Genomic DNA, 12282 nt, shown 5'->3' with positions numbered 1-12282 from the left:
CCGCCACCCTAGAGGGCTGCCAGTTCCTACGGGTTCCACGACGCGCCGGTTCAAACCGGCGCGTGGTGATCCTCACAGGCCCGGACGTCCGGGCCTGTGAGGGAGGCCGAGGCCCCCGTGACGTCCGGTGCGGCTACGAGGCCGACGCCCCCGCCGCCTTCGCCGCGTCCCGCACCGCGCCGGCGACCGCGCCCGCGACCTTGTCGTTGAACACGCTCGGGATGATGTAGTTCGGGTTGAGCTCGTCCTCGGTCACCACGTCGGCCAGGGCCTGCGCGGCGGCCAGCATCATCTCGGTGTTGACGGTGCGGGACTGCGCGTCGAGCAGACCGCGGAAGACGCCCGGGAACACCAGCACGTTGTTGATCTGGTTGGGGAAGTCGGAGCGGCCGGTGGCCACGACGGCCGCCGTCTGGCGGGCGATCGCCGGGTCCACCTCGGGGTCGGGGTTCGCGAGCGCGAACACGATCGCGCCGTCGGCCATCGCGGCCACGTCGTCGCCGTCGAGGACGTTCGGGGCGGAGACGCCGATGAAGACGTCCGCGTCGCGCACGGCCTCCTTCAGCGTGCCGGTCAGGCCCTCGGGGTTGGTGTTGTCGGCGATCCAGCGCAGGGCCGAGCCGGGGACGGCGTCGACCAGGTCCTCGCGGCCCGCGTGCACCACGCCGTGGATGTCGGCCACCACGGCGTTCTTCAGGCCCGCGGCGAGCAGCAGCTTCAGGATGGCGGTACCCGCCGCGCCGGCGCCGGACATGACCACGCGGATGTCCTCGATCGCCTTGCCGGCGACGCGCAGGGCGTTGGTGAGGGCCGCCAGGACGACGATCGCGGTGCCGTGCTGGTCGTCGTGGAAGACGGGGATGTCGAGGGCCTCGCGCAGCCGGGCCTCGATCTCGAAGCAGCGCGGCGCGGAGATGTCCTCCAGGTTGATGCCGGCGAAGCCCGGGGCGATGGCCTTGACGATCTCGACGATCGCGTCGGTGTCCTGGGTGTCGAGGCAGATCGGCCAGGCGTCGATGCCGGCGAACCGCTTGAACAGGGCCGCCTTGCCCTCCATGACCGGCAGCGCGGCCTTGGGACCGATGTTGCCCAGGCCCAGCACGGCGGAACCGTCCGTCACGACCGCGACGGAGTTGCGCTTGATGGTGAGGCGGCGGGCGTCCTCGGGGTTCTCGGCGATCGCCATGCAGACCCGGGCCACACCCGGCGTGTAGACCATGGAGAGGTCGTCACGGTTGCGGATGGGGTGCTTGGACTGCATCTCGATCTTGCCGCCGAGGTGCATCAGGAACGTACGGTCGGAGACCTTGCCCAGGGTGACGCCCTCGATGCCGCGCAGCTGCTCGACGATCTCGTCGGCGTGGGCGGTGGAGGTGGCCGCGATGGTGACGTCGATCCGGAGCTTCTCGTGGCCGGACGCCGTGACGTCGAGGCCGGTCACCGAGCCTCCGTGGGACTCGACAGCCCCGGTGAGCTGGGAGACCGCGGTTCCGCTGGCGGGCACCTCCAGCCGGATGGTCATCGAGTAGGAGACGCTGGGCGCCGTTGCCATGGCCGACTTCCTCTGCTTTCACCGTGTCGCTGCGCCGCTGTGTGTCACAGCGTTGTGCCGTCCGATCGTCGCACCTACCACTGAGTACGCGGTAGCCGCCCCGGATTGAGAACGTTTTGTTCGCGTCAGGGGCGGGTAACCGCAAGTCCGGCGGCGCCTTTCGGAATTTGGTTTCCACCATACGAGAGATCGTCGGGGCCGGGAAAGGACGGGAAGGTCCACCGGCAGCGAAAGAGGCCCACGTCACTTTTCGTGACGTGGGCCTCTCACACGCTTGATGACACCGACCCGCCATGCTCGCCTCGCGGCAAGTGGTCGCTCGTAGCGACGAAGGTTGGGCCCGGGGGCTTGGATCGGGCCGGTGCCACACCCAGGCTAACAAACGGATCCCGTAAGGCCATTCCCGTGACGCAAGCGCTTTTTCCCGCCGGTCCTGTCCCGCGCCGGATTCAGTCCCTCAGCAGATCCGGCACCCCGGCCGCGTCCGGCTCGTCGCGCTCCTGCGACACCACCGTCAGCTGCTGCGTCGCCCGGGTCAGGGCGACGTACAGGACCCGCAGGCCGGCCGGTGACTCGTCGGCGATCTCGGCCGGGGAGACGACGATCGTCGCGTCGTACTCCAGGCCCTTGGCCTCCAGACTGCCGAGGGCCACCACACGGTCGCCGAGCCCGTCGAGCCAGCGCCGGGCCTCCTCGCGGCGCTGCATGGCGACGACCACGCCGACGGTGCCGTCCACGCGGTCCAGCAGCCGGGCCGCCTCCGCGCGCACGGTCGCGCCCAGCGAGTCCGCCACCACCGAGAACCGTGGCTCCACGCCGGTGGAGCGCACCGCCCTCGGCGAGACCGAGCCGGGCATGGCGAGGGCGAGCACCTTGGACGCCAGATCGGCGATCTCCGCCGGGTTGCGGTAGTTCACCGTGAGCTCGAAGCGGCGGCGCGGGCGGGTGCCGAGGGCCTCGTCACGGGCCTGGGCGGCCTCCTCGGGGTCGGACCAGGAGGACTGGGCCGGGTCGCCGACGACCGTCCAGGTGGCGTGGCGTCCACGGCGGCCGACCATGCGCCACTGCATCGGCGTGAGGTCCTGCGCCTCGTCGACGATGACGTGGGCGTACTCGACGCGCTCCTGGGCGAGCCGCTCCGCCCGCTCGCGCTGGCTCTCCTCGCGCACCGGCATCAGCTCCTCCAGGCCGGTGAGCTGGTCCAGCGGGTCCAGCTCGCGCTGCCTGCGGGGGCGGGCGGGGGTGCCCAGGAGGGACTGGAGCTCGTCGAGGAGCGCGATGTCGTGCACGGAGCGCCCGTCCCGCTTCAGCGAGCGGGCGACCTTGCGGACCTCGCCCGGGTTGAGGATGCGGCGGGCCCAGCGGCCGAGGCGCCTCTCGTCGGCCATGGCGTCCAGGACGGCGGCCGGGGTCAGCTCGGGCCACCAGGCGTCGAGGAAGGCGATGAAGTCGTCCTCGGAGGTGATGTCCTCGTCGAAGGAGGAGCGCAGCTCGGCCGCCAGTTCCGGGTCGGTGTGCCGGTTGCCGGCGCCGGAGCGCTCCCACAGGGCGTCGAGGAGCAGCTTGCGGGCGCGGGGGCGCAGCAGGTTGACCGGGGCGGTGCCGCCGAGGGCGGTGCGGCGGACGGCGGCCAGGTCCTCGGCCTCCAGTTCCAGGCGCCGGCCGAAGGCGACGACCCGCAGCCGGTCCGGTGCGTCGTTCCGTTCCAGCGCGCCGCGGGCGGCCTTCCGCACCACCTTGAGCATGCGGTACGAGCCCTTGGCGCGGGCCACCGACGGGGAGTCGTACAGCGTGGCCTCGGCGCCCTCGACCAGCGAGCCGATGGCCCGGATGGCGACCTGGCCCTCCTCGCCGAGGGAGGGCAGCACGCCCTCGGTGTAGGCGACGAGGAGCGGGGTGGGCGAGACGATCAGGATGCCGCCCGCGTACCGGCGCCGGTCCTGGTAGAGCAGGTAGGCCGCGCGGTGCAGGGCGACGGCGGTCTTGCCGGTGCCGGGGCCTCCCTCGACGTAGGTGACCGAGGCGGCGGGGGCGCGGATCACCAGGTCCTGCTCGGCCTGGATGGAGGCGACGATGTCGCGCATGGTGTGCGTGCGGGCCTGTCCGAGCGCGGCCATCAGGGCGCCGTCGCCGATGACCGCCAGTTCGTGTCCGTCGAGGGACGCCGTGAGCTCGGGCCGCATCAGGTCGTCCTCGACGCCGAGGACCCGGCGGCCCTTGGAGCGGATGACTCGGCGCCGCACGACCCGGCCGGGATCGACCGGCGTGGACCGGTAGAAGGGGGCGGCCGCCGGGGCCCGCCAGTCGATGACCAGCGGGGTGTAATCCTCGTCGAGGACGCCGATACGGCCGATGTGCAGGGTCTCGGCGATGTCGGCGGTGTTGTCGGCGCGTACGGCGCCCTCGGCGGGCTCGACGGCGGTGTAGGCGCCGTCGGGGCCCTTCTTGCCGTCCTTGCCGAGCAGCAGGTCGATACGGCCGAAGAGGAAGTCCTCGTACTCGTTGTGCAGCCGGTTGAGGTGGATGCCGGCCCGGAAGACCTGGGCGTCCCGTTCGGCGAGGGCGCCGGGCGTGCCGACCTGGCCGCGCCGGGCGGCGTCACGCATGAGGAACTCCGCCTCGTGGATCTTCTCCTCGAGGCGGCGGTACACCCGGTCCAGGTGTTCCTGTTCCAGGCTGATCTCCCGGTCGCGAACGGAGTCGTGAACCGGATCGACCGCGGTTTGCTGTTGAGCCTGAGCGGCCACCGGGCCCCCTTCTGACGTGCTGGGCAGCCGTCAACCGTACGCGAAGGGGACCCCGTGAGGCTACGCGTCGACCTCTACGAGCAGCTTGCCGTCGAAGGTCATGACCTGGAAGTGGTCGATCTCGTTCGGCTCGAACGCGGCGCCGCCCTGGATGTACAGCGGCTGCCTGGCCTTGTCCGTCTTGGCGTCCGGCATGCCGTAGCCCCAGTCCGGGACGGACCACGACGTGACGGTCTCCCGCTCGCCGTTCTTGCCGACGGCGACCAGGGAGCACTTCTGCGGACCCGTGACGTTCTTCAGTTCGAGGACCGTCCCGGTGCCCCAGGTCTTCTCCTCCAGCGCCACGGTCGCGGAGACCCTGGTGCCGGGATCGGTGGCCGAGATCCTGTCGGAGGCCTTGTCGAAGGCGTCCTTGGCCGGGTTCGCGGCGAGCGTCTGCCCGGTGCCGCTCCTGGGCCCGCTTTCGTCGCCCCCGCCGCTCGCCGCCACGGCGACGAACGGGCCGCTGACGATCAGCGCGCCCGCGGCGGCCACCATGTAGAAGTTGCGGCGGCGCTTGCGCGCGCGGCGCTCGGCGACCTCGTCGACCAGCTTCTCCACCACGCGCGCGGAGGGCTTGGCGGACAGCGACTCGCCCAGCGCGGGCGTGCCGGTACCGGGCAGGTCCGCGAGCGCGGCCAGCATCGGTTCCATGCCGGCGAGTTCGTCGAGCTGCTGGGCGCACCACTCGCAGGTCGCCAAGTGCGCCTCGAAAGCGGTTGCTTCGGCGTCGTCGAGAATCCCGAGGGCATAGGCACCGACGGTCTCGTGTTCGTTCGGCACCGGTGATCCCTCCATGGCACCAGACATACCCGTACCGCCCGTGCCGAATCCCTGGTTTCCCCCGTACACACCCATCACGCCGTCACCCCCCGCTCCTCCAGAGCCAGCTTCATCGACCGCAGGGCGTAGAACACCCGGGAGCGGACGGTGCCGCTGGGTATGCCGAGCGTCTGTGCCGCCTCATTGACGGTACGCCCTTTGAAGTACGTCTCGACGAGGACCTCCCGGTGGGCCGGGGTCAGGTCGTCGAGCGCGTCCGACAGCGTCATCAGCCACAGCGCCTTGTCGATCTCGTCCTCCGCGGGGATGACCTCCAGCGGCGACGGATCGACCTCCTGCGGCCGGGCCTGCCGGCTGCGGTGGCCGTCGATGACGATGCGCCGGGCGACCGTCACCAGCCAGGGGCGTACCGAACCGGTCGCCCGATTGAGCTGACCGGCGTTCTTCCAGGCACGGATGAGCGTCTCCTGCACGACGTCCTCGGCGCGCTGGCGGTCTCCGGCGACCAGCCGCAGGACGTAGGCCAGCAGAGGTCCGGCGTGCTCGTGGTACAGCGCCCGCATCAGCTCCTCATCGGGTCCCGAGGGCTGTGAGGACATGCGATGTCGGGCCCTCGATCCACGGTCATTGGCCACGGCCGCATCCTTGCGCACGCCCACCTCCGGTGTCCGGGGGATCCCCCAGTCGGTCGCTCGACAACCGGTACGGACGGTGGGGGGCGGGTGTTCAAAGCGCGGGGACGGTTTTCTGTGGGGTGGCGTGACGACCGGGACATGAGGTCACATTCCCCCCGCTTCTTCTTCACCTTTCCGACACGACGGCGAGGCCGGTCGGGCCGGCCGTGGACCCGGGGCGCCGAACGGTGTGTAACCGACGTCACTTCGGCGTCCCGCCGCGACCGGCGCGCGGAAGCCGCATACCGGAGGGGGGAGTTGAGCGGGTGTCGTCTCAGGCCCGCGCGAGGGCCGCGCGGCGGCGGTGGCGGGCCACCCGTTCGCGGTTGCCGCAGACCTCGCTGGAGCACCAGCGCCGCCGGCGCCCCCGGGAGGTGTCGACGTACACGATCGGGCAGTTGTCGCCCTCGCACTGCCGCAGGCTCGCCCGGGCGGCGGGGTCGGTGAGGAGGTCCACCGCGTCCCGCGCGATCACCGCGAGCAGCGCGGCGCGGCCGGGCGGGCCGTCCAGTCTCCGCACCAGCGCGCCGTCCTCGCCGGGGACCGCGCGGGGCGCCGGGGGCGCGGCGCGGGCGAGTTCGTTGACCCGGGCGAGTGCGAGGTCGTGCGAGGGGACGCCGGGCGCCGGCCGCCCGCGCACCAAGGGGGCGAGCTGCCCGCGCAGTTCACGGAACGCCGCCGGCCACGACGTGTCGGCGTGGGCCAGCGAGGTGTCCCCCGGCACGAGCCCGGAGCCGGTGATCCAGGCGCGCAGCGCCGCCACGGAGTCGAGCCGTTCCTCGGGATGGGTGGTCGCGAGCAGATCCAGGCAGATCCGCCCGGTGTCGAACCTCGGCTCGTAGGGCGCCGTGACCGTACCCAGTGCCATGTTCCTGCCACCGCCTAGGTTGGCCCCGCGCGGGGGGCCGGTGAGCGATCCGGGAAACCGTTCCCCTCCCACAGTGCCCGCCCGCTCCGGTCCCTGGAACCCCTCGCGCCGCGCTCACCCGTCCGCGTACTTCGACTCCGCCACCGGGTCCAGGGCGAGGCGGTAGCCGCGCTTGACGACCGTCTGGATCAGTTTCGGGGCGCCGAGGGCGGAGCGCAGGCGGGCCATGGCGGTCTCCACCGCGTGCTCGTCGCGGCCCGCCCCCGGCAGGGCGCGCAGCAGCTCCGCGCGGGCGACGACCCAGCCCGGCCGCCGGGACAGCGCCCGCAGCAGGGACATCCCGGCCGGCGGTACGGGCCTGAGCCCGCCGTCCACCAGGACCGCGTGCCCCCGGATCTCCAGCCGGTGTCCGGCGACGGGCAACGCGCGGGCGCGGGCGGGCAGTTCCTGGCAGAGCAGCTGGACGAGCGGGCCGAGCCGGAAGCGCTCCGGCTGGAACGTGTCGATGCCGCGCGCCTGCAACGGCAGCGCGGTGACCGGGCCGACGCAGGCGGGCAGCACGTCGTGGCCGAGGGCGGCGAGCACGTCGTCGGCCAGGCCCCGTTCCTCGGCGCGCGACAGCAGGGACGCGGCGGCGGGCGCGCTGGTGAAGGTGACCGCGTCCAGCGTCCGGGCGACGGTCGCGTCGAGGAGGCGGTCGACGGGGCCGATGTCCTCCGGCGGCAGCCACCGGTAGACCGGCACCCCCACCACCTCCGCTCCCCCGGCCCTGAGCGACTCGACGAACCCGGGCAGCGGCTCACCGTGCAGCTGTACGGCGATGCGCAGCCCGTCGACGCCCTCCTCCAGGAGCAGGTCGAGCACCTCGGCCAGCGACTCCGACGCCGGCGACCAGTCCTCCGTCAGTCCGGCGGCCCGGATCGCGCCCTTCACCTTGGGCCCGCGCGCCAGGATCCGCACCCCGCGCAGCCTCTCCAGCAGGTCCTCGCCCAGTCCCCAGCCGTCGGCGGCCTCCACCCAGCCCCGGAAGCCGATGGCGGTGGTGGCGACCGCGATGTCCGGGGCCTGCCCGATGATGTCCTTGGTGGCGGCCAGCAGTTCGCTGTCGTCGGCGAGCGGCACGATCCGCAGGGCCGGGGCGTGCAGCACGACGGCTCCGCGCCGCTCCAGCAGCGCGCCCAGTTCGTCGGCACGGCGCGCCGCGGTCACCCCCACGGTGAAACCCGCGAGTGGCCCGTGATCGGGTGGCTGTCGTTCGTCGTCCATGGCTCTCGTCCCGCACTCGAGTCGGCGTCCTGCATGAAGGTGCGGCTCCACCTCCATGCCGATCGAGCCTGTCAACGATCCATGACAGGCTCGGTTCGGCTTCGTGTCACCAGTGTTACGTCACACCCTGGCGTAGCTGAGCTGCGGCTTCTCCTCCGGGGCGGTGCTCGTGTCACCCGCGCGGTCCGCCGGGCGGCGAAGGTATACCGCCCAGGTGACCGCGAAACAGACCGCGTAGCAGGCGAGGAAGGCCACGAACGCCCCGGTGCCGGAGCCGTAGGAGAGGAAGGACTGGCGGAAGGCCAGGTTGATACCGACCCCGCCGAGCGCGCCCACCGCGCCGATCAGCCCCATGGAGGCCCCGGACAGCCGCCGCCCGTACGCGGCCGCCTCCTCGCCCCGGAGCCCCTTGGCCAGCGCCTTCGCCTGGAAGATGCCGGGGATCATCTTGTACGTCGAACCGTTGCCGAGGCCGGTCAGCACGAACAGCACCACGAAGGCGACGGTGAACAGCACCAGCGACTCCTGCATCGAGGCGACGATCAGCACCGCGGTCGCCGCGCCCATGCCGACGAAGTTCCACAGCGTGATCCGAGCGCCGCCGTACCGGTCGGCGAGCGAGCCGCCCACCGGGCGGATCAGCGAGCCGAGCAGCGGACCGATGAAGGTGACGTAGGCGGCTTCGAGCGGCGTACGGTCGAACTGGTTCTGGAGCACCTGCCCGAAGGCGAAGCTGTAGCCGATGAACGAGCCGAAGGTGCCGATGTAGAGGAAGGACATGATCCAGGTGTGCGCGTCCCGGGCGGCGTCCTTGGCGGCACCGGTGTCGTTCTTCACCGAGGCCAGGTTGTCCATGTAGAGCGCGGAGAGCACGGCGGCGACGACGATCAGCGGGATGTAGATGCCGAGCAGCACCCGCGGTCCGCCGCTCGCGCCGATGATCGCGAGGGCGGCGAGCTGGATCACCGGGACGCCGATGTTGCCGCCGCCGGCGTTCAGACCGAGCGCCCAGCCCTTCTTCCGCAGCGGGAAGTAGGCGTTGATGTTGGTCATGGAGGAGGCGAAGTTGCCGCCGCCGATGCCGGCCAGCAGGCCGACCAGCAGGAATGTGGAGAAGGACGTCCCCGGCTCCATCACGGCGAACGCGGCGACGGTGGGGACGAGCAGCAGTCCGGCGGAGACGATCGTCCAGTTCCGCCCGCCGAAGACCGCGACCGCGAAGGTGTACGGCACCCGGACCACCGCGCCGACCAGCGTGACCATCGACGTCAGCAGGAACTTGTCGGCGGGCGTCAGCCCGTACTCGGGGCCCATGAAGAGCACCAGCACGGACCACATCGTCCAGATGGAGAACCCGATGTGCTCGGACAGCACGGAGAAGAGGAGATTGCGGCGGGCGATCTTCTCGCCGGTCTCGTTCCAGAAGGTCTCGTCCTCCGGATCCCAGTGCTGGATCCATCGGCCGCCCCGGCTCTGGGGCGCGGGGGGCGGGCTAGCGGCTGTCATGACGCCTCCACTGTTCTCCGGGGTGCGGACGGTGCCGCGAGGGGCTGATCCCGAAGGTAGGGAGGGAGCGTTTCCGGTCTGTGGCGCACAGTGACCGGTAGGGAACGTTGCTCTCACCACCGGCGGGGGCGGGGTGAGAGGTGTCCGGCGCCGGGCGGGGCGGTGAGGTGCCGGGTCCCGTCCGGCGCCGCGGGGACTGCTAGGAGTTGTCGTCACATGTCACGCCCGCATCAGCAGCGACGCGAGGGTGAGGGCTGCTTGGCAGGACTGAGGACCGTCCGGTCCTCGACTCCTTCATGATGTCGTTTCCGTTGTCGATCGAGTGCTCGGGTCCGGGCCCAAACCGTTGCGCAGGGCTTGGATGGCCTTTACGGCGTTGTCGTCACCGATCTGCTCATGGATCGCGATGGCGCGGTCCACGTCGGCCAACGCGCCTTCGGTCTGCCCCAGTTCCCGGCGTGCCCGGCCGAGCGCGGCGTACATCTGCGCCTGCCATTGGGGAATGTTCGAGGCCGGTTCCCAGGCGACGGCCGGCTCGAGTGCCGCGATCGCCTCCCGCCACCTTCCCTGCGTGATGTGCAGCAGGCCGATGTCGCGTGCCGCCGATACCCGTGTCATTCCCGCGATCACGGGCGACGGCGCGGTGGCCGGGTCGGACGCCAGTGTGAGTCTGTGCCTATAGGCACGCAGCGCCTCGTCGGGCTTCCCGGTGCGCTCGAGCGCTCTGCCCAGGGTGGACAGCGCGTGCATCACCATGCCTTCTCGGTCGTTCACGGTGCGGAACCCCCTCATCGCCCGGGCAGCCAGCGGCAGCGCGCCGTGGGCATCCCCGGCCTTCAACAGCGCCACCGCCAGGTACGAGTCGGCCCACGCCTGCTGTCGCAGGTCCCCGGCCATGACCGCTTCCGCGTGGGCTCGACGGGCGCAGTCGCTCGCTCCCGCGGTGTCGCCGAGGCACGTGTTGTGCGCCCAGGAGAGGTAGTTCAAATGCGTTGCGGCGGCGGTGTGGTCGGCCAGCTCGGCGGCGGCGTTGCTGGACAGGGTGAATATCCGGGGCCAGTAGCCCCAGTGGATCCAGCGATCGGAGAACCAGTGCATGGCTTCGGCCACGTCGACCACCCGTTGCCACCTTCCGGTGGCGGCAGCCAGTTCCAGCGCGGCGAGCCAGCCGTCGGCCTCGGTCATCAACCATTGTTGTGCGGCCTCAGGGGAGTCCAGCTGCGCGCGGTCGTCCCGCTGCTCGGGGAAGGTCTTGTGGTAGTCCGGTTCGAACCAGCGGCCGGCCGCGATCGCCGTGTCCAGCAGCCAGTCCACCGCTCGTGTCTCGACGGCGGCGCGCTCGTCCTCGGGCTCCTCTTGCTCCAGTCGCCGTCGGGCGAAGATCCGGATGAGGTCGTGCAGCCGGTAGCGCGCAGTGAAACCCGACTGAAGCAGACCGAGCTCGACCAGCTCGTCCAGGGCGTCCTCCGTGTCGGCGTCCGGCAGCCCTCCCAGCACCGAGGCCAGTTGGGGGCCACAGTGCGGTCCCGGCATCAGGGACAGTCGTCGGAAGAGTTGTCGCGCAACGCCGGACAGCTGTGCGTAGGACAGTTCGAAAGCCGCGGTGACCTCCAGGTCGCCGGCGGTCAGTGCGTCCAGACGGCGTTCCTCGCCCTCGAGACGGGCTGCGAGCCGGTCGGGTGACCAGTCGGGGCGGCTGGCCATGCGGTTGCCGACGATCCGCAGGGCCAGTGGGAGGTTGCCGCAGGAGTGCGCCAGTCGCGATATCGCGTCGGTGGCATGGCCGGCAGCGGGTAGGCCGGGGATCAGGTGCTCCAGCAGGTCGCGGGCTTCCGCGTCAGGCAGTGGCGGCAGTGGGAGCCGGGCCACCCCTTCCAAGCCGGTGAGCAGCCGACGACTGGTGATCACTGTCAGGACCGCGCCGGTCGCCGGCAGCAGGGGACGTACCTGGGCCTCGTCCGCCGCGTTGTCCAACACCACGGCGATCCGGCGCTCGGCAACCACGGACCGGTACAGGGCCGCCCGGTCCCCCACATCGAGCGGCAGCCGATTGTGGGTCGGCGCCAGGGCGCGGATCAGCCGTTCCAGAACGACGCCGGGGTCCAGCGGCCGTGCCTCCAGGCCGCGCAGGTCGACGAAGAAGTACCCGTCTGGGAAACGGTGCGACAGCCTACTGACGGCGTGCACCGCCAAACTGGTCTTGCCGACCCCCGGCTGGCCCGAGATCACGACGATGGGCGCCGGCTCGTCCGGCGAACCGTCCGTGAGCGAGGCCAGCCAGCCCACCTCCTGGCCGCGGCCGGTGAAGTCGGGCACCGCGCGAGGCATCGCCATCAGCCCCGGGGCCGGTGCCGGGTTGCGGCGCTGACCGGCGCGGGCGGCCCGCAGTAGCTCGTCGCGACACTCACCGGTCAGTCGTAGCGCGTCCGCGAGTGCGATCACGGTGGCGCGCTGCGGCCCGAGGCTCTCACCGCGCTCCAGGTTGCCGATCGCTCGCACGCTGACCCCGGAAGCGTTCGACAACTCCTCGATGGTCATATGGGCGGCATGCCGCAGGCGCCGTAAGAGCGCCCCTAACGAGCTGTCCAACGTCCGCTTCTCCGCCGAGTATGCGCGCAGGCATTTCGTACCGGCGGTACTTGTGCCTGCTGTTCTGCCTGGGCATCGATCGTGAGGAGCAGTCTACTTGTCACATCCGTCCCGATCAGGTGGTGAATGCATCTGTCCATAAAGCACCCGTCCGACCAAAACCGATTGGCCTTCCCCGCGGCCGGCACCGCGCTCCTGCTCCCGGAAAGGGCAAGTCCAGCATGAGAACCGTTCGAGTTGCCCCCGGCGCGCGGCGAG

8 protein-coding genes are annotated in these 12282 nt (G+C 71.4%); all 8 read right to left on the bottom strand.

Annotated features, from left to right (window positions below; genetic code table 11):
* Positions 1 to 133: 133 nt before the first annotated feature.
* A complete protein-coding gene (locus tag IE178_RS00260) occupies positions 134 to 1552 on the bottom strand; it encodes an NAD-dependent malic enzyme (protein ID WP_184760330.1) in 1419 nt (472 codons plus the stop codon).
* Between the two features lie 449 nt (positions 1553 to 2001).
* On the bottom strand, positions 2002 to 4299 hold the full coding sequence (locus IE178_RS00255; protein ID WP_184760329.1) for a HelD family protein: 2298 nt from the start codon (positions 4297 to 4299) through the stop codon (positions 2002 to 2004).
* A 60-nt stretch (positions 4300 to 4359) separates the two neighbouring features.
* Positions 4360 to 5121 carry an anti-sigma factor family protein gene (locus IE178_RS00250; protein WP_318279758.1) on the bottom strand — a complete coding sequence of 254 codons (762 nt, stop codon included), beginning with the start codon at positions 5119 to 5121 and terminating at the stop codon, positions 4360 to 4362.
* 74 nt (positions 5122 to 5195) lie between these two features.
* Positions 5196 to 5780 carry a sigma-70 family RNA polymerase sigma factor gene (locus IE178_RS00245; protein ID WP_193510848.1) on the bottom strand — a complete coding sequence of 195 codons (585 nt, stop codon included), beginning with the start codon at positions 5778 to 5780 and terminating at the stop codon, positions 5196 to 5198.
* Positions 5781 to 6069: 289 nt separating this feature from the next.
* Positions 6070 to 6663 (bottom strand): CGNR zinc finger domain-containing protein, encoded by a 594-nt coding sequence (locus IE178_RS00240; RefSeq protein WP_184760326.1) that lies wholly within the window; start codon positions 6661 to 6663, stop codon positions 6070 to 6072.
* Positions 6664 to 6777: 114 nt separating this feature from the next.
* Positions 6778 to 7929, bottom strand: a complete 1152-nt coding sequence (locus IE178_RS00235) for a uroporphyrinogen-III synthase (RefSeq protein WP_193510847.1) — start codon at positions 7927 to 7929, stop codon at positions 6778 to 6780.
* 120 nt (positions 7930 to 8049) lie between these two features.
* Entirely contained in the window at positions 8050 to 9435 is a 1386-nt protein-coding gene (locus tag IE178_RS00230; RefSeq protein ID WP_193510846.1) for a nitrate/nitrite transporter, read from the bottom strand.
* Positions 9436 to 9729: 294 nt separating this feature from the next.
* A complete protein-coding gene (locus IE178_RS00225; protein ID WP_193510845.1) occupies positions 9730 to 12024 on the bottom strand; it encodes an ATP-binding protein in 2295 nt (764 codons plus the stop codon).
* Positions 12025 to 12282 lie beyond the last annotated feature (258 nt).

It is taken from the genome of Streptomyces griseoloalbus (genome assembly GCA_014650015.1).
Lineage (GTDB): Bacteria > Actinomycetota > Actinomycetes > Streptomycetales > Streptomycetaceae > Streptomyces > Streptomyces griseoloalbus.
Note: the sequence above shows the minus strand (reverse complement) of the source record. Positions and strands in the feature narration are given on the sequence as shown.

Bases quoted from the DNA above. Each gene is read 5' to 3' on its own strand.
- IE178_RS00260 (WP_184760330.1), bottom strand. From the start codon at position 1,552: ATGGCAACGGCGCCCAGCGTCTCCTACTCGATGACCATCCGGCTGGAG.
- IE178_RS00240 (WP_184760326.1), bottom strand. From the start codon at position 6,663: ATGGCACTGGGTACGGTCACGGCGCCCTACGAGCCGAGGTTCGACACC.
- IE178_RS00235 (WP_193510847.1), bottom strand. From the start codon at position 7,929: ATGGACGACGAACGACAGCCACCCGATCACGGGCCACTCGCGGGTTTC.
- IE178_RS00230 (WP_193510846.1), bottom strand. From the start codon at position 9,435: ATGACAGCCGCTAGCCCGCCCCCCGCGCCCCAGAGCCGGGGCGGCCGA.